The following is a 15,943-nucleotide window of genomic DNA, read 5'->3' on the forward strand; positions in this document are numbered from 1 at the left end:
GCCCCGCGCCCCCCGGGGGGGGGGGGGCCCCCCCCCCCCCCGGGGCCCCCCCCCCCCCGGGGGGGGTGCCGGGCCGCGGTGGTGCGGGCAGCGGTCAGGCGCCGATGGCGTGCAGGCCGCCGTCCACGTGGACGATCTCGCCGGTGGTCTTCGGGAACCAGTCCGAGAGCAGGGCGACGACGCCGCGGCCGGCCGGCTCCGGGTCGGAGAGGTCCCACTTCAGCGGCGAGCGGGTGTCCCAGGTGGCGGCGAGGTCCGCGAAGCCCGGGATGGACTTGGCGGCCATCGAGCCGATCGGGCCGGCCGAGACCAGGTTGACCCGGATGTTGCGGTCGCCGAGCTCACGGGCCATGTAGCGGGAGGTGGCCTCCAGCGCGGCCTTGGCCGGGCCCATCCAGTCGTACTTCGGCCAGGCGAACTGGGCGTCGAAGGTCAGACCGACGACCGAGCCGCCGTCCTGCATCAGCGGCAGCAGCGCCGTGGTGAGCGACTTCAGCGAGAACGCCGAGACGTGCATGGCGGTCGCCACGGACTCCCACGGCGTGTTCAGGAAGTTGCCGCCCAGGGCGTCCTGCGGGGCGAAGCCGATCGAGTGGACGATGCCGTCCAGGGTCGGCAGGTGCTCGCGGACCTGGTCGGCGATGCCGGCCAGCTGCTCCTCGCTGGAGACGTCCAGCTCCAGCACCTTGACCGGGTTCGGCAGCTTCTTGGCGATCCGCTCGGTGAGGCTGGGCCGGGGGAAGGCGGTGAGGATGATCTCCGCGCCCTGCTCCTGCGCGAGCTTCGCGGTGTGGAAGGCGATGGAGGACTCCATCAGCACTCCGGTGATCAGGATCCGCTTGCCCTCAAGGATTCCACTCATGCTCAGTGACCCATGCCCAATCCGCCGTCTACGGGAATGACGGCTCCGGTGATGTACGCGGCCTCGTCCGAACCGAGGAACCGCACGGTGTTGGCGACCTCGGCGGGCGCCGCGTAGCGGCCCAGCGGCACGCCCGAGACGATCTCCGCGCGGCGCTCGTCGCTGAGCACTGCGGTCATGTCGGTGTCGACGAAGCCGGGGGCGACCACGTTGACGGTGATGTTGCGCGGGCCGAGCTCACGCGCCAGCGAGCGCGCGAAGCCGACCAGGCCGGCCTTGGAGGCGGCGTAGTTGGCCTGGCCCGGGGAGCCGGTGAGACCGACCACCGAGGAGATCAGCACGACCCGGCCCTTGCGCGCGCGCATCATCAGCTTGGAGGCGCGCTTGACCACCCGGAACGCCCCGGTCAGGTTGGTGTCCACGACGGAGGTGAAGTCCTCTTCGGACATCCGCAGCAGCAGGGTGTCGTGGGTGATGCCCGCGTTGGCGACCAGCACCTCGACCCCGCCGTGCTTGGCCTCGATCTCCGTGAACGCCGCGTCGACCTGCGCGTTGTCGGTGATGTCGCAGCGCACCGCGAGCACGTCGTACTTGGCCAGCTCCGCGGGAACCTCACCCGAGCGGCTGGTGATGGCGACCTTGTCGCCCGCCTCGGCGAAGGCCAGGGCGATCGCGAGGCCGATGCCCCGGTTTCCTCCGGTGACGAGAACCGAGCGGCTCAACGATCCACCTCTCTCCGTAGTGTGCGCGTACGTCGGTATGAGCACGCAGTGTGACGCTATCGGTCGGCCCCGGGCGGCGACGAATCGGGCTCCCACAGCGCCTCACCGAAGGAACTGTCGCAATCCGACAATCCGTACCGGAGCCCGCCCGTCCCCGGTCGCCGACCGCCCCGGCCTACCCTTGTGGCGTCCACTGCGGCGGTCTTCCGGGAACAACGCGACGGGGCGCACCCGTTGCCCCCGTGGTGCGGGACGACCGGGGCCGGCCGTACCGAAGTTCCCGGACGGGTCCCGGCGCGCGGGGCCCGGCGGCCACGGCGACGAGCGAAGGCAGAGCACGGATGAGCGACGCACAGTCCGGTACCACCCACCGGCGGGGACGACTGCTGGCCCTGGCCGCCCTGGCGGCCGGCGCGGGAGCGGCCGCCTGGTCGCTGCGCGACCTGCCGGCGGCCTTCGGACGGCGGCCGGACGCCGCCCGGGAGGCCCGGGTGCGCAACTCCCCGCAGTACCGGGACGGCGTCTTCCACAACGCGCCGTCCACCCTGGCCCGGGCCAAGTCCGCGCCGGACATCGACCGGGACACCGTGCGCCGGATGCTGTTCCAGCGCGAGGGCCGGGTCCCGGCCCACCCGGTGCCCACCGTCCGCCCGGCCGGCGGACCGCGCGAGGCCGCCGAGGGCGTGGAGATCACCTGGTACGGGCACGCCTCCGCGCTGGTCGAGATCGAGGGCACCCGGGTGCTGCTCGACCCGGTCTGGAGCGAGCGCTGCTCCCCCACGGCGCACGTCGGCCCCAAGCGGCTGCACCCGGTGCCGGTCGAGCTGGAGGAGCTGCCGCAGGTCGACGCGGTGCTCATCTCGCACGACCACTACGACCACCTGGACATGGCGACGGTCAAGCGGCTGGTCCGCAGCCAGTCCGCGCCGTTCGCGGTGCCGCTCGGCATCGGCGGCCACCTGCGCCGCTGGGGCGTCCCGGAGCACCGGATCATCGAGCTGGACTGGGACGAGACCTGCACGCTCGGCGAACTCGCCGTCACGCTCACCTCCGCCCACCACTTCTCCGGGCGCGGTCTGACCCGCAACACCACGCTCTGGGGCTCCTGGGTGATCGCCGGGCCGACCCGCAAGGTCTTCTACACCGGGGACTCCGGCTACTTCGAGGGCTACGCGCGGATCGGCGAGCAGCACGGCCCGTTCGACGCCGCCCTGATGCAGATCGGCGCCTACGACACGGCCTGGGCGGACATCCACATGACGCCGGAGGACGCCGTCCTCGCCCACCGCGAGCTGAACGCCGGCCTGCTGGTGCCCGTCCACTGGTGCACCTTCAACCTGGGCCTGCACCCCTGGGCCGAGCCGATCGAGCGGCTGCTGGTCGAGGCCAAGGCGCAGGCCGTCCCGCTCGCGGTGCCGCGCCCCGGCGAGCGGGTGGACGTCGACAACCCGCCGGAGCTGGACGGCTGGTGGGAGACGGTCGGCTGACCGGATCCCCGGGGGCGGCGGCCGCCGCGTGTCACCGCCCGAATGCGCTGGCCGAAACCCCCTGAACGGGACATGATGCCGTGCGGGTACCCGGTTCGGAGTACCCGCACCGTCATCCCCCCGACCAGGGAGCCCGCTTGCCTCCGATGTCCCCGACCAGCAGTTCCGGCGCCCCGCACGGGCGCGCCGTCGACCCGCTGTTCCTCGCCTACCCGCTGCGCGCCCTGGCCGACGCGGCACTCACCCGCGCCCGGGAACTCGGCGCCGAACACGCCGACTTCCGCCTGGAGCGGGTCCGCAGCGCGTCCTGGCGGCTGCGCGACGCCCGGCCGGCCGGCACCTCCGACAGCGTCCAGCTCGGCTTCGCCGTCCGGGTGCTGCTGGACGGCGCCTGGGGCTTCGCCGCCGGGGTCGACCTCACCGGGGCCGCGGCGGCGCGGGTCGCCGAACAGGCCGTCGCGGTGGCCCGGCTGTCCGGCGGGATCAGCCGGGCGGCCGGTGCGAAGGAGCGCGTCGAGCTGGCGGACGAGCCGGTCTACCCGGACGCCACCTGGGTCTCCGCGTACGAGCTGAACCCCTTCGAGGTGCCGGACGCGGAGAAGACCGCGCTGCTCGCCGACTGGAGCGCGCGCCTGCTCGGCGCCGAGGGCGTCTCGCACGTCAGCGCCAGCCTGCTGACGGTGCAGGAGAACAAGTTCTACGCCGACACCGCCGGCACCGTCACCACCCAGCAGCGGATCCGGCTGCACCCCTCGCTGGAGGCCACCTCGGTGGACGAGCGCACCGGGGCCTTCGACTCGATGCGCACGCTGGCCCCGCCGGCCGGGCGCGGCTTCGAGTACCTGCGCGGCACCGGCTGGGACTGGGACGCCGAGCTGGCCGAACTGCCCGCCCTGCTGGCCGAGAAGATGAAGGCGCCGAGCGTCGAGCCGGGCCGCTACGACCTGGTCGTCGACCCGTCCAACCTCTGGCTGACGATCCACGAGTCGATCGGCCACGCCACCGAGCTGGACCGCGCGCTCGGCTACGAGGCCGCCTACGCCGGCACCTCCTTCGCCACCTTCGACAAGCTGGGCTCGCTGCGCTACGGCTCCGAGCTGATGCACGTCACCGGCGACCGCACCGCCGAGCACGGCCTCTCCACCATCGGCTACGACGACGAGGGCGTCGCCACGCAGTCCTGGGACCTCGTCAAGGACGGTGTCCTGGTCGGCTACCAGCTCGACCGCGGCATGGCGGAGCTCAAGGGCTTCGACCGCTCCAACGGCTGCGCCTTCGCCGACTCCCCCGCCCACGTCCCGGTCCAGCGGATGGCCAACGTCTCGCTCCAGCCGGCCGCCGACGGCCCCGACACCGAGGGCCTGTTCGCCGGCGTGGAGAACGGCCTGTACATCGTCGGCGACCGCTCCTGGTCGATCGACATGCAGCGCTACAACTTCCAGTTCACCGGTCAGCGCGCCTACGCCATCCGCAACGGCGAACTCGCGGGCCAGGTCAAGGACTTCGCCTACCAGGCCACCACCACCGACTTCTGGGGCTCGATGGCGGCCGTCGGCGGCCCGCAGACCTACGTGCTCGGCGGGGCCTTCAACTGCGGCAAGGCCCAGCCCGGCCAGGTCGCGGCGGTCAGCCACGGCTGCCCCTCGGCGCTGTTCCGCAACGTCAACGTGCTCAACACCCAGCAGGAGGCGGGTCACTGATGACCGCGATTCAGCCCCACGAACTCGTCGAGCTGGCGCTCGGCCTCTCCCGCGCCGACGGCTGCGTGGTGATCGCCGACGAGGAGTCGACCGCCAACCTGCGCTGGGCCGGCAACGCGCTCACCACCAACGGGGTGACCAGGGGCCGGCGGCTCACCGTGATCGCCACGGTGGCCGGCGCCGAGGGCACCGCCTCCGGCGTGGTCTCCCGCGAGGCCGTCACCGCGGACGAGGTGGAGGGCCTGGTGCGGGCCGCCGAGCAGGCCGCCCTGGCGGCCGGTCCGGCCGAGGACGCGCAGCCGCTGGTGGCCGACCGGCCGTCCTCGCCCGACTTCGCCGGGCCCCCGGCCGAGACCTCGATCGAGGTCTTCGCGGCCTTCGCGCCCGCCCTCGGCGAGGCCTTCGCCCGGGCCGCCGCCCAGGGCGAGCTGCTGTACGGCTTCGCCCGGCACGAGGTGGTCTCCAGCTACCTGGGCACCTCCACCGGCCTGCGGCTGCGCCACGACCAGCCGACCGGCACGGTCGAGCTGAACGCCAAGACCGCCGACCTGTCCGGCTCCGCCTGGGCGGGCGCCGCCACCCGGGACTTCTCCGACGTGGACGTCGCCGCGCTGCACACCGAGCTGACCAAGCGGCTGGCCTGGGGCGCCCGGAAGATCGACCTGCCGGCCGGCCGCTACGAGACGCTGCTGCCGCCCTCGGCCGTGGCCGACCTGATGGTCTACCTCAGCTGGTCCGCCGGCGGCCGGGACGCCGCCGAGGGCCGGACGGTCTTCTCCAAGCCGGGCGGCGGCACCAGGGTGGGCGACAAGCTGGCCGCCCTGCCGCTGACGCTGCGCTCCGACCCGGCCGAGCCGGGGCTGGAGGCGGCGCCCTTCGTCCTGACCCACTCCACCGGCGGGGACTCCTCGGTCTTCGACAACGGCCTGGAGCTCACCGCCACCGAGTGGATCCGCGACGGCGAGCTGGCCGAGCTGATCACCACCCGGCACTCCGCCGGGCTCACCGGCCTGGCACTGCGCCCGGCGGTGGACAACCTGGTGCTGGAGACGGCCGACGGAGCGGGCGCGCCGACCCTGGACGAGATGATCGCCCGCACCGAGCGCGGCCTGCTGGTCACCTGCCTCTGGTACATCCGCGAGGTGGACCCGGCGAACCTGCTGCTCACCGGCCTCACCCGGGACGGCGTGTACCTGGTGGAGAACGGCCAGGTGGTCGGCGCGGTGAACAACTTCAGGTTCAACGAGTCGCCGGTCGACCTGCTCGGCCGGATCACCGAGGTGGGCCGGACGGAGCGCTGCCTGCCGCGTGAGTGGGGCGACTGGTTCACCCGGGCCGCGATGCCGCCGGTGCGGGTCGCGGGGTTCAACATGAGTTCGGTGAGCCAGGCCTCCTAGCCGGCTCGGGGGCGAGGGATCGGGAGAGATGGACGAGAAGCGCACGGTCAGGACCAGCAAGACCCTGTCCCGCGTCCTGCGGCACGAGCCCGAGCGGATCGGGATCACGCTGGACGAGGCCGGCTGGGTCGGGGTGGACGTGCTGCTCGCCGCGCTGGCGGCGAACGGCACCCGGCTGACCAGGTCCGAGCTGGACCACGTGGTGGCGACCAACAACAAGCGCCGCTTCGCCTACTCCGACGACGGTCTCTCGATCCGCGCCAGCCAGGGGCACACGGTGGCGGTCGACCTCGGTCTGGCCGCCGCCGAGCCGCCGGCCCGGCTGTTCCACGGCACCGCCTCCCGGAGCCTGGACGCGATATTCCGCCAGGGCCTGCGGCCGATGGCCCGCCAGGACGTCCACCTCTCGGCCGACACCGACACCGCGCTGCGGGTCGGCTCCCGGCACGGCCGGCCGGTGGTCCTGGCGGTCGACGCCGCCGCCATGGCGGCGGCCGGTCACGCCTTCCGGATCAGCGCCAACGGCGTCTGGCTGACCGACGCGGTACCCCCGGAGTACCTCTCCCTGCTCCATTAGGACGCGGCGTCCGCCCCCGGTCTCGTCGGCCGCCCCCGCGCGGCGTACCGTGAAGTGGCCGCGCTGCGAGGCACGGCAGGTGCGTGGACGAGGGCGGTAGGACATGGGCAAGAGCGCCGGCGGTGGACAGGTCCACCGGATCACGGGGGCACGCAGCAGCCTCACCGAGGACGTCCGGGGCCGACAGCGCCGCTACGTGGCCTCGATGCTGCTCCGCACCGTCTGCGTGCTGCTCGCGGTGGTCCTGTGGGACGTCCAGCGGGTGCTCGCGTTCGCCGCACTCGCGGGCGCGGTGCTGCTGCCCTACTTCGCGGTGCTGATCGCCAACGCCGGCCGCGAGCGGGCGCCGGGGCTGCCGAGCACCTTCGACGTACCGCCGGAGACCGTACTGATGCTCGGCCCCGGCGGTACTGGTGGGGCCGGCGCTTCACATGATGCCGGTGTGGCACGGAGCGTGCCCACCGATTCTTCACAGCCATCGAACTGACTGTCCGTTTTAGGGGGTTTTCCAGCGACTCCCTCGACAGAAAGCTCAAAAGAACCTCAGATTAATCATGCAAGACCTCCCCATGCCGGGGTCCTGCCGTGACATACTGCGTACGCGCTCCGCATCCCCCGTCGGAGCGACGGACCGACGCCGGGCGGCTCCCCCCGTGGCTGCCCGGCGTCGCCATGCCCGGACGCGCCGTCGCCGTCCGGGAGCGTGAAAGACTGGCGGTGCAGACGACCCGCTATCGCTGAGGACGGCACCATGGAATCCCCGGGCTCCCCGCAGACGCAGGCACCGGTCTGCTCGGCCAAGGGCTGCCGGGCGGACGCCCGGTGGGTGCTGGTCTGGAACAACCCGAAGCTGCACACCCCCGACCGCCGCAAGACCTGGGCGGCCTGCGAGGAGCACCGCGAGCACCTCTCGCAGTTCCTCGGCGTGCGCGGCTTCCTCAAGGAGGTCGTCGCCCTCGCCGACTGGACCGCGCCGGACGCGCCGGGCCCCGCCGAACCGTCCGCGTAGCGTCCGGCGACAGGGCCCGGCGACAGGGCCCGGCGGTACGGAGCCGGTCAGCCGCCGATCGCGGACATCGGCCGCTCGGGCTGCAGGAACTCCGGGGCGTCGATCCCGGCCCCGGCCTTCTTGCCCCACATCGCCGCACGCCAGAGCTCGGCGATCTCGTCGTCCCCGGCGCCCGACCGCAGCGCCGTCCGCAGGTCCGTCTCGCCGGTCGCGAACAGGCAGTTGCGGACCTGGCCGTCTGCGGTCAGCCGGGTGCGGTCGCAGGCGCGGCAGAACGGCCGGGTGACCGAGGCGATCACGCCGACCCGGCCCGGGCCGCCGTCCACCAGCCAGCGCTCGGCCGGAGCCGCGCCGCGGCGGTCCGAGGGCTCGGGGGTCAGCGTGAACCGGGTGGCGAGCCGTTCCAGGATCTCCCCGGCGGTCACCATCGACGAGCGGTCCCAGCCGTGCTGGGCGTCCAGCGGCATCTGCTCGATGAACCGCAGCTCGTAGCCCTCCGCCAGGCACCGGGCGAGCAGCTCGGGCGCCTCGTGGTCGTTGACCCCGCGCATCAGGACGGCGTTCAGCTTGACCGGCGTCAGCCCGGCGGCGACGGCGGCGCTCAGCCCGTCCAGCACGTCCTGGTGGCGGCGGCGACGGGTGAGGGTGTGGAAGGTGTCCGGGTCGAGGGTGTCGAGCGAGACGTTGACCCGGTCCAGCCCGGCGGCGCGCAGCGCCCCGGCGGTCCGGGCGAGGCCGATGCCGTTGGTGGTCAGCGAGAGCTCGGGGCGGGGTTCGAGCGCGGAGCAGGCGGCGACGATGCCGACCAGCCCCGGGCGCAGCAGCGGCTCACCCCCGGTGAACCGGACCTCCCGGACGCCGAGCTCGCGCACGGCGAGGCCGACCAGCCGGACGATCTCCTCGTCGGTGAGCAGGTCGGGCTTGGCCAGCCACTGCAGGCCCTCCTCGGGCATGCAGTAGGTGCAGCGCAGGTTGCACCGGTCGGTGAGGGAGACCCGCAGGTCGACGGCCTGCCGGCCGAAGGTGTCGAGCAGCACGGCGGTCCCTTCCCGTGAGTATGCGGCCGGGAGTGCGGCCGGCCCGGTCCCCGCTCCCGCGGGGCCGGGCCAGCTTAGTCATCACCCGCCCGTCAGTGGGCGCCCAGCCCGGTCAGCGAGCGGACCTCGAGTTCAGCGTACTTCGCCGGGTCGGCCTTCTCCTTGGAGAGCAGGGTGCCGATCCAGCCGGCCAGGAAGCCGATCGGGATGGAGACCAGTCCGGGGTTCTCCAGCGGGAACCAGTGGAAGTCGGCGTCCGGGAAGAGCGAGGCCTTGCCGCCGGAGACGACCGGCGAGAAGAACACCAGCGTCACCGAGCTGACCAGCCCGGCGTAGACCGAGCTGACCGCGCCGGTCGTGGTGAAGCGCTTCCAGAACAGCGAGTAGAGCAGCGTGGGCAGGTTGGCGGAGGCGGCCACCGCGAAGGCCAGCGCGACCAGGGCGGCGGTGTTGAGCTTCCCCGCGAAGAGGCTGAGCACGATGGCGACCGCGCCGATCGCGACCGCGGCCCACTTGGCCGAGAGGATCTCCTCCTTCTCGGACGCCTTGCCGCGCCGGATGACGTTGGCGTAGAGGTCGTGGGCGAAGGAGGCCGAGGAGGCCAGGGTGAGGCCTGCCACCACGGCCAGGATGGTGGCGAAGGCCACCGCCGAGATCACCGCGAGCAGGATCGCGCCACCGGTGGTGCCCGGGCCGCCGCCGAGCTGCTCGGCGAGCTGCGGGGCGGCGGTGTTGCCGGCCGGGTTGGCCGCCTTGATCGCCTTGGGGCCGACCAGCGCGGCCGCGCCGAAGCCGAGCGCCAGGGTCATCAGGTAGAAGCCCCCGATGATGCCGATCGCCCAGAGCACGGACTTCCGGGCGGCCTTGGCGGTGGGGACGGTGTAGAAGCGGACCAGGATGTGCGGCAGGCCCGCGGTGCCGAGCACCAGCGCGATCCCGAGACTGAGGAAGTCGAGCTTGGTCGTCCCGTTGACCCCGTACTTCAGCCCCGGTTCGAGGAACGCGGCGCCCTTGCCGCTGGCGTCGGCGGCGGCGCCGAGCAGCGCGGAGGGGTTGAAGTGGTACTTGGCCAGCACCAGGACGGTCATCAGGGCGGTGCCCGCGATCAGCAGCACCGCCTTGACGATCTGCACCCAGGTGGTGCCCTTCATGCCCCCTATCACCACGTAGATCACCATCAGGGCGCCGACCGCGACGATGGTCAGCCGCTTGGTGCCGTCCCCGCTGACGCCGAGCAGCAGGGCGACCAGCGTGCCGGCGCCGACCATCTGGGCGAGCAGGTAGAAGATCGACACCACGATGGTGGAGATTCCCGCGGCGGTCCGGACGGGGCGCTGCTTCATCCGGAAGGCCAGGACGTCGGCCATGGTGTAGCGGCCGGAGTTGCGCAGCGGTTCGGCGACCAGCAGCAGGGCGACCAGCCAGGCGACCAGGAAGCCGATCGAGTAGAGGAAGCCGTCGTAGCCGGAGAGCGCGATGGCGCCGGCGATGCCGAGGAAGGACGCGGCGGACATGTAGTCGCCGGAGATGGCCAGGCCGTTCTGGAACCCGGTGAAGCTCCGGCCGCCGGCGTAGAAGTCGGCGGCGCCCTTGGTCTGCCGTCCGGCCCAGACGGTGATGCCGAGGGTGGCCAGGACGAAGAACCCGAACAGGGTCATCGTCAGACCGCGGTGCTCGGTGGCGGAGCTGGCGAGCAGGGTCATTCGGCGGCCTCCCGGGGAGCGTGGACCACGGCGCCCTGGGCTTCGCGGATCGCGGCGGCGGGCGGGTCGAGCCGCCGGTCCGCGTAGCGCGCGTACCAGGCCGCGATGGCGAAGGTGGTGACGAACTGCAGCAGCCCCAGCACCAGGGCGACGTTGACGTGCCCGGCCACCTTGGTGCCCATGAGGCCGGGGGCGTAGCTGGAGAGCAGGACGTAGAGCAGGTACCAGAGGACGAAGCCGATGGTGACCGGGAAGGCGAAGCTCCGGAACGAGCTTCGAAGGGTGCGGAACTCCTCGCCCTCTTCAATGAGTTGGACTTCGGTAGGGGCAGTGGTGATCGGCGGCGATTCCACGCTGTCTCCTCACTCCTTCGGCGTAGTGGTCGCACCAGTGGAACGATCGGACGTGAGGGGCGTCACAGTCCGGATGCGCGCCGCGCAATGCTAGGAGGGTCGTGCCCGCTCCGAAAGGGGTTGTCCGTGACCAGCCATCCGTTCACCCGCTCGCGCTAGTCAATTGGCCGAAAACCATCACTTCCCGACAACGGGAAGGGCGGCACCGATGTGCGGTGCCGCCCTTCGTGGAGCCTGTGGTGACGATGCGTCAGAAAGCGATCCGCACCTTCAGCGCGGAGCGGTCGTCCATCGCCCGGTAGCCGTCCGGGACACCGTCCAGGTCGACGGTGCGGTCGAAGACCAGGCCGGGCTCGATGGCGCCGGAGAGGACGTCCGGCAGCAGCTCGGGGATGTACGCGCGGGCCGGCGCGACTCCGCCCCTGAGCGAAACGTTTCGGCCGAACATCTGGCCGATGTCCACGCCGGCGCTACCGCCGTGCGGGACGCCGACGTACCCGACCGCGCCGCCGTCCCGGGCGATCGAGATCGCGGTCCGCATCGACTCCTCGGTACCGACGGCCTCCAGCACGGCGTGCGCGCCCTGTCCCCCGGTCAGCTCCTTGACCGCCTCGATCGCCGCCTCGCCGCGCTCGGCGACCACGTCCGTCGCCCCGAAGCGCCGGGCCAGGTCGGTACGGGCGGTGTGCCGGCCGAGCGCGATGATCCGGCCCGCGCCGAGCCGGTGCGCCGCCAGGACGCCGCACAGGCCGACCGCGCCGTCGCCGACCACCGCGACGGTGGCACCGGCGCGCACGCCCGCCGTGACGGCCGCGTGGTGGCCGGTGGCCATCACGTCGGAGAGGGCGAGCAGGTTCGGCAGCAGCTTCTCGTCGCCCGCCGCCTCGCCGGGCAGCCGCACCAGGGTGCCGTCGGCGAACGGCACGCGCACGGCCTCGCCCTGGCCGCCGTCCGAGCCGACCTCGCCCCAGAAGCCGCCGTGCGGGCAGGAGGTCTGCAGGCCCTCGCGACAGAAATCACACGTGCCGTCCGACCAGACGAACGGGGCGACCACGAAGTCGCCCGGGCGCACGTCGCGGACCTCGGTGCCGACCTCCTCGACCACGCCGAGGAACTCGTGCCCGATCCGCTGCCCGGCCGTCCGCGCCGCCACGCCCCGGTAGGCCCAGAGGTCGCTGCCGCAGATGCAGGCGTTCACCACCCGCACCACGGCATCGGTCGGGCGTTGGATCACCGGGTCCGGCACCTCCTCGATCCGGATGTCGTTCGGGCCGTGGATCACGGTGGCGCGCATGGGGACTCGTCCTTCGCAGAGACGGCCGCGTGGGGGTGTGGTGCGGCCGGGGGATATTCGACTGGGTGTACGACGAATACGCGTCCCACTCTATTCCGGCCGACCGGTACGAACATTTCGGCCGAGCCCGGTCGCGGCGGCGCTTATTCTGTTTGACCATGCATGCGATCCAGCCCGAGACGAACGGCGCGCCGCGGACCGTCCCCGTCCCCGCCCAGCGCTCCGCCGCCCCCGACGAGGGTTTCGCGGTGGTCGACGTCGAGACCACCGGGCTCGGCCGCTCGGACCGCGTCATCTCGGCCGGCCTCTACCAGCTGGACGCCGACGGGGAGGTCACCGACCACTGGTACACGCTGGTCAACCCCGGGCGCGATCCCGGCCCGGTCTGGATCCACGGCCTCACCGACGACGTGCTGGCGGGCGCGCCCAGCTTCCCGGAGATCGCCGACGAGTTCGCCGAGCGGCTGCGCGGCCGGGTGATGGTCGCCCACAACGCGCTCTTCGACTGGAACATGATCTCCCGCGAGTTCTCCCGGGCCGGCCTGCGCGCCCCGGTGGACCAGCGGCTCTGCACCATGGTCCTCTCCCGCGACCTGCGGCTGCCGCTGCCCAACGGCAAGCTGGCCTCGCTCGCGGCGTACTTCGGCGTCCGCCAGCGCCAGGCGCACAACGCCCTCGACGACGCCCGGGTGCTGGCCGAGGCGTTCCGGCCCAGCCTGCACCTGGCCCGCTCGGGGGGCGTCCCACTGCCGCTGCAGACCTGTGTGGCCGTCACCGACCTCGGCGTGGAGGAGCCCGCCTCCCCCGCCCGCGGCTCCTGGACCGGCGCCTCCTACCGGCAGGCCAGGAAGCGCCCGCCGTGCCCCTACCCGAACCCGGGGCGCTGGGAGGACGGCAAGCCGCTGGTGCAGGGCATGCGGGTGGCGTTCACCGGCGACACCGCGACCGACCGCGAGGTGCTGGAGGACCGCGCGGTGGAGGCCGGCCTGCACATCGCCTCCTCGGTGAGCCGGCTCACCAGCCTGCTGGTCACCAACGAGCCCGGGGGCTGGAGCGGCAAGGCCCGCAAGGCCCGCGAGGTCGGCACGCCGGTCCTCGGCGAGGACGCCTTCCTGCATCTGCTGCGCGAGGTCGCCCCGCACCCCGGTGCGTGATCCGGTTGTGAGGTGGGCGTACCGTGCCCGTGTGTACCGTTTTCTGCTCTCGCGGCGCTGGGTGATCACGCTGCTGATCGCCCTGCTGCTGATCCCCACCACCATCCGGCTGGGGTTCTGGCAGCTGCACCGCCACGAGGCACGCGTGGCCCGCAACGAGCTCATCGCCCAGGCACTCACCGGCCGGCCGGTCCCGTTCGACACGCTGTCGGGCTCGCCCGGCTTCACCGTCCCCAAGGACCTGACCTGGCGGACGGTGACGGCGACCGGGGAGTACGACCCGGCGCACGAGTTCGTGGTCCGCAAGCGGACCGGTTCCGGCGGGGACAAGATCGGCTACTTCGTCGTCACCCCGCTCCGGCTCTCCGACGGCAAGGGCAGCGTCCTGGTCAACCGCGGCTGGGTGGCGTCCGGCGGCTCCGCCACCGAGTACCCGCAGGTGCCGGCCGCGCCGGCCGGGGAGGTCACCCTCACCGGCCGCCTGCGCGCCGACGAGACCGCGGCCGGCAGCGGCATCCGGGACCGGGCCGGCCTGCCGGACCGGCAGTTCAACCTGATCAGCACCGAGCAGCAGGCCGGCGAGACCGGCGCCACCCTGCTCGGCGGCTACCTGGAGCTCACCACCACCACCCCGGCCCCGGCCGACCAGCCCGAGCTGCTGCCCGAGCCCAACCACTCCGACATCGGCCCGCACATGGCGTACGCGGTCCAGTGGTGGCTGTTCACGGCGATGATCCCGGTCGGCTTCTGGGTGATGGTGCGCCGCGAGGCCAAGGACCGCGCCAAGGAGGCCGCCGAGGCCGAGGTGGAGCAGGAGAGCGTGCCGGCGTAGCCCGCGAGCTACAGCACGTCCTCCAGTTCGCGCAGCAGCCGCACCTTGGCCCGGGCGCCGACCATGGACTTCACCGGCTCACCGCCCCGGAAGACCATCAGCGTCGGCATCGACAGGACCCCGTACGCGGCCTGGGTCTGCGGATTGTGGTCCACGTCCACGGTGACCACCGTGAGCCGGTGCGCCTGCTCCTTCGCGATGTCGGCCAGCACCGGCACCATCTGGCGGCACGGCGGGCACCAGTCCGCCGTGAACTCCACCAGGACCGGCCCTTCGGCCCCCAGCACCTCGGTCGCGAACGTGTCGTCCGTGACCTCCGGCACTCCAGCGATCTTCCCCATCTACCGCTCCTCCCACTCGACTGCCAACTCACACTGCGGCGTCTGCCAGGCGGCCTCGGCCGCCAGCTCGTCACGGGCCTGCTCGGCCCGGGCGAACTGCTCGGCCACCTGCGTACGGACCTCCTGGAGCCGGGTGATGCACTCGTCCAGCTCGGCCAGCTTGCGCCGGTAGACCTCCAACGAGGCCGGGCAGGAGTCCCCCTCCGGGTGGCCCGCCCGCAGGCACTCGACGAACGGGCGGGTCTCCTCCAGTTCGAAACCGAAGTCCTGGAGCGTGCGGATCTGCTTCAGCAGCCGCAGATCGTCCTCGCCGTACGCGCGGTAGCCGTTGCCGGCCCGTCGGGCGGGTAAGAGCCCGAGCTGCTCGTAGTACCGCAGTGCCCGGGTGGTCGTCCCCGCCCGCTCCGCCAGCTCACCGATCCGCATGACCGCACCCGTTCCTTCCGACCGCCGTTCGAACGCCGTCGGGTACGACGGTAGACCTTGACGCGGGCGTCAAGGCCAGCTCCCGGACGCAGTCGGCCGAAACTCGCCGCCGCCCCGGGCCGCGGCGGCCGCCGTGCCCCCTACCCCGCCGCTCCCCCGACCCGGCAGGATGGGAACCATGGATCTTGGACTGAAGGACACGGTGTACGTGGTCACCGGCGCCACCCGGGGCCTCGGCCTGGCGGCCGCCCGCGAGCTCGCCGCCGACGGCGCCCGGGTGCTGGTCAGCGGGCGGAACAAGGAGTCCGTCGACGCGGCGGTGGCCGAGCTCGACGCCCTCGGCGGCAGCGGCGCGGCGCACGGCCTGGTCGCCGACAACGCTGACCCGGAGACCGCCGGGCGGCTGCTCGGCGCGGCCGTGGAGCGCTTCGGCCGGCTGGACGGCGTGCTGATCAGCGTCGGCGGCCCGCCGCCCGGCCCGGTGAGCACCGCCCCCGAGGAGGCCTGGCGCGGCGCCTTCGAGTCGGTCTTCCTCGGCGCCCTGCGGCTGGCCCGGGCCGCGGCCGAGGCGCTCGGCGAGGGCGGTGTGATCGGCTTCGTGCTCTCCGGTTCGGTCCGCGAGCCGATCCCCGGCCTGGGCATCTCCAACGGGCTGCGGCCGGGCCTGGCGATGGCCGCCAAGTCGCTCGCCGACGAGCTGGGCCCGCGCGGGATCCGGGTGGTCGGCCTGCTCCCGGCCAGGATCGACACCGACCGGGTCCGCGAACTGGACGCCCTCGGCGGCGACCCCGCCGCCGCCCGGGCCCGCAACAGCGCCGGCATCCCGCTCCGCCGCTACGGCACCCCGGCGGAGTTCGGGAAGGTCGCCGCCTTCGTGCTCTCCCCCGCCGCCTCCTATCTGACCGGTGTGATGATCCCGGTCGACGGCGGCGCCCTGCGCGGGCTCTGAGCCGCCCGCCGGAGCCGGTCGCGGGCGGCTAGGCGACCCGCGTACGCCGGCGCCGGCCGCCGCGCCCCCGCGCGACCTGAGTATCCGTACGGATGCCGGG

At 73.1% G+C, this 15,943-nt stretch carries 17 protein-coding genes; 9 read left to right on the forward strand and 8 right to left on the reverse strand.

Annotated elements, in window-relative coordinates; translation table 11 throughout:
* Positions 1-94 precede the first annotated feature (94 nt).
* Together fabI and fabG are read right to left on the reverse strand one after the other, a co-directional pair.
* Positions 95-862 (reverse strand): enoyl-ACP reductase FabI, encoded by a 768-nt coding sequence (gene fabI / locus ABT263_RS36830; RefSeq protein ID WP_329490139.1) that lies wholly within the window; start codon positions 860-862, stop codon positions 95-97.
* Between the two features lie 2 nt (positions 863-864).
* Positions 865-1,584, reverse strand: coding sequence for a 3-oxoacyl-[acyl-carrier-protein] reductase (gene fabG / locus ABT263_RS36835; protein WP_329490138.1), 720 nt, complete (start codon positions 1,582-1,584; stop codon positions 865-867).
* Positions 1,585-1,925: 341 nt separating this feature from the next.
* On the opposite strand from fabG, the gene ABT263_RS36840 reads away from it, so the two are divergent.
* The 6 genes from ABT263_RS36840 (at position 1,926) to ABT263_RS36865 (ending at position 7,754) form a co-directional block, all read left to right on the forward strand.
* A complete protein-coding gene (locus ABT263_RS36840; RefSeq protein WP_329490137.1) occupies positions 1,926-3,071 on the forward strand; it encodes an MBL fold metallo-hydrolase in 1,146 nt (381 codons plus the stop codon).
* A gap of 146 nt (positions 3,072-3,217) precedes the next feature.
* On the forward strand, positions 3,218-4,771 hold the full coding sequence (locus tag ABT263_RS36845) for a TldD/PmbA family protein (protein WP_352297811.1): 1,554 nt from the start codon (positions 3,218-3,220) through the stop codon (positions 4,769-4,771).
* The gene (locus tag ABT263_RS36850) at positions 4,771-6,168 is read left to right on the forward strand and encodes a metallopeptidase TldD-related protein (protein ID WP_352297784.1); all 1,398 of its coding nucleotides are present in this window, start codon (positions 4,771-4,773) and stop codon (positions 6,166-6,168) included. The genes ABT263_RS36845 and ABT263_RS36850 overlap by 1 nt, the downstream gene beginning before the upstream one ends.
* A gap of 28 nt (positions 6,169-6,196) precedes the next feature.
* A complete protein-coding gene (locus ABT263_RS36855) occupies positions 6,197-6,745 on the forward strand; it encodes an RNA 2'-phosphotransferase (RefSeq protein WP_352297787.1) in 549 nt (182 codons plus the stop codon).
* 103 nt (positions 6,746-6,848) lie between these two features.
* Positions 6,849-7,232 carry a DUF3099 domain-containing protein gene (locus ABT263_RS36860; protein ID WP_352297790.1) on the forward strand — a complete coding sequence of 128 codons (384 nt, stop codon included), beginning with the start codon at positions 6,849-6,851 and terminating at the stop codon, positions 7,230-7,232.
* Positions 7,233-7,496: 264 nt separating this feature from the next.
* On the forward strand, positions 7,497-7,754 hold the full coding sequence (locus ABT263_RS36865) for a hypothetical protein (protein WP_352297793.1): 258 nt from the start codon (positions 7,497-7,499) through the stop codon (positions 7,752-7,754).
* Between the two features lie 47 nt (positions 7,755-7,801).
* Here ABT263_RS36865 and moaA read toward each other — a convergent pair whose 3' ends face one another.
* The 4 genes from moaA to ABT263_RS36885 all read right to left on the reverse strand — a co-directional run bounded on the left by moaA (position 7,802) and on the right by ABT263_RS36885 (position 12,141).
* Positions 7,802-8,791 (reverse strand): GTP 3',8-cyclase MoaA, encoded by a 990-nt coding sequence (moaA, locus tag ABT263_RS36870; protein WP_329490132.1) that lies wholly within the window; start codon positions 8,789-8,791, stop codon positions 7,802-7,804.
* Between the two features lie 92 nt (positions 8,792-8,883).
* Entirely contained in the window at positions 8,884-10,494 is a 1,611-nt protein-coding gene (locus ABT263_RS36875) for a monocarboxylic acid transporter (protein ID WP_352297796.1), read from the reverse strand.
* Positions 10,491-10,847, reverse strand: coding sequence for a DUF485 domain-containing protein (locus tag ABT263_RS36880; protein ID WP_352297799.1), 357 nt, complete (start codon positions 10,845-10,847; stop codon positions 10,491-10,493). Before ABT263_RS36880 ends, ABT263_RS36875 begins: the two co-directional genes overlap by 4 nt.
* 250 nt (positions 10,848-11,097) lie before the next feature.
* Positions 11,098-12,141 carry a zinc-dependent alcohol dehydrogenase family protein gene (locus tag ABT263_RS36885; RefSeq protein ID WP_329490129.1) on the reverse strand — a complete coding sequence of 348 codons (1,044 nt, stop codon included), beginning with the start codon at positions 12,139-12,141 and terminating at the stop codon, positions 11,098-11,100.
* 158 nt (positions 12,142-12,299) lie between these two features.
* Here ABT263_RS36885 and ABT263_RS36890 point away from each other — a divergent pair, with 158 nt between their 5' ends.
* Both ABT263_RS36890 and ABT263_RS36895 read left to right on the forward strand, forming a co-directional pair.
* Positions 12,300-13,295 carry a DEDDh family exonuclease gene (locus ABT263_RS36890; protein WP_352297802.1) on the forward strand — a complete coding sequence of 332 codons (996 nt, stop codon included), beginning with the start codon at positions 12,300-12,302 and terminating at the stop codon, positions 13,293-13,295.
* Between the two features lie 31 nt (positions 13,296-13,326).
* On the forward strand, positions 13,327-14,127 hold the full coding sequence (locus tag ABT263_RS36895; RefSeq protein ID WP_352297805.1) for an SURF1 family cytochrome oxidase biogenesis protein: 801 nt from the start codon (positions 13,327-13,329) through the stop codon (positions 14,125-14,127).
* Between the two features lie 8 nt (positions 14,128-14,135).
* Here the strand turns inward: ABT263_RS36895 and ABT263_RS36900 are convergent, their stop codons facing one another.
* Positions 14,136-14,468: a thioredoxin family protein gene (locus ABT263_RS36900; RefSeq protein ID WP_329490126.1), complete on the reverse strand. Its 333-nt coding sequence runs from the start codon at positions 14,466-14,468 to the stop codon at positions 14,136-14,138.
* Positions 14,469-14,894 carry a MerR family transcriptional regulator gene (locus ABT263_RS36905; RefSeq protein WP_329490125.1) on the reverse strand — a complete coding sequence of 142 codons (426 nt, stop codon included), beginning with the start codon at positions 14,892-14,894 and terminating at the stop codon, positions 14,469-14,471.
* 178 nt (positions 14,895-15,072) lie between these two features.
* On the opposite strand from ABT263_RS36905, the gene ABT263_RS36910 reads away from it, so the two are divergent.
* Entirely contained in the window at positions 15,073-15,843 is a 771-nt protein-coding gene (locus ABT263_RS36910; protein WP_352297808.1) for an SDR family oxidoreductase, read from the forward strand.
* Positions 15,844-15,943: the final 100 nt, after the last annotated feature.

It is taken from the genome of Kitasatospora sp. NPDC001603, from assembly GCF_040298365.1.
Classification (GTDB): domain Bacteria; phylum Actinomycetota; class Actinomycetes; order Streptomycetales; family Streptomycetaceae; genus Kitasatospora.

What these genes read in the sequence shown, in the direction of transcription:
- fabI (WP_329490139.1), bottom strand. Translation starts at nt 862, where the DNA reads ATGAGTGGAATCCTTGAGGGCAAGCGGATCCTGATCACCGGAGTGCTG.
- ABT263_RS36840 (WP_329490137.1), top strand. Translation starts at nt 1,926, where the DNA reads ATGAGCGACGCACAGTCCGGTACCACCCACCGGCGGGGACGACTGCTG.
- ABT263_RS36845 (WP_352297811.1), top strand. Translation starts at nt 3,218, where the DNA reads ATGTCCCCGACCAGCAGTTCCGGCGCCCCGCACGGGCGCGCCGTCGAC.
- ABT263_RS36850 (WP_352297784.1), top strand. Translation starts at nt 4,771, where the DNA reads ATGACCGCGATTCAGCCCCACGAACTCGTCGAGCTGGCGCTCGGCCTC.
- ABT263_RS36855 (WP_352297787.1), top strand. Translation starts at nt 6,197, where the DNA reads ATGGACGAGAAGCGCACGGTCAGGACCAGCAAGACCCTGTCCCGCGTC.
- ABT263_RS36860 (WP_352297790.1), top strand. Translation starts at nt 6,849, where the DNA reads ATGGGCAAGAGCGCCGGCGGTGGACAGGTCCACCGGATCACGGGGGCA.
- ABT263_RS36865 (WP_352297793.1), top strand. Translation starts at nt 7,497, where the DNA reads ATGGAATCCCCGGGCTCCCCGCAGACGCAGGCACCGGTCTGCTCGGCC.
- ABT263_RS36875 (WP_352297796.1), bottom strand. Translation starts at nt 10,494, where the DNA reads ATGACCCTGCTCGCCAGCTCCGCCACCGAGCACCGCGGTCTGACGATG.
- ABT263_RS36885 (WP_329490129.1), bottom strand. Translation starts at nt 12,141, where the DNA reads ATGCGCGCCACCGTGATCCACGGCCCGAACGACATCCGGATCGAGGAG.
- ABT263_RS36890 (WP_352297802.1), top strand. Translation starts at nt 12,300, where the DNA reads ATGCATGCGATCCAGCCCGAGACGAACGGCGCGCCGCGGACCGTCCCC.
- ABT263_RS36900 (WP_329490126.1), bottom strand. Translation starts at nt 14,468, where the DNA reads ATGGGGAAGATCGCTGGAGTGCCGGAGGTCACGGACGACACGTTCGCG.
- ABT263_RS36905 (WP_329490125.1), bottom strand. Translation starts at nt 14,894, where the DNA reads ATGCGGATCGGTGAGCTGGCGGAGCGGGCGGGGACGACCACCCGGGCA.
- ABT263_RS36910 (WP_352297808.1), top strand. Translation starts at nt 15,073, where the DNA reads ATGGATCTTGGACTGAAGGACACGGTGTACGTGGTCACCGGCGCCACC.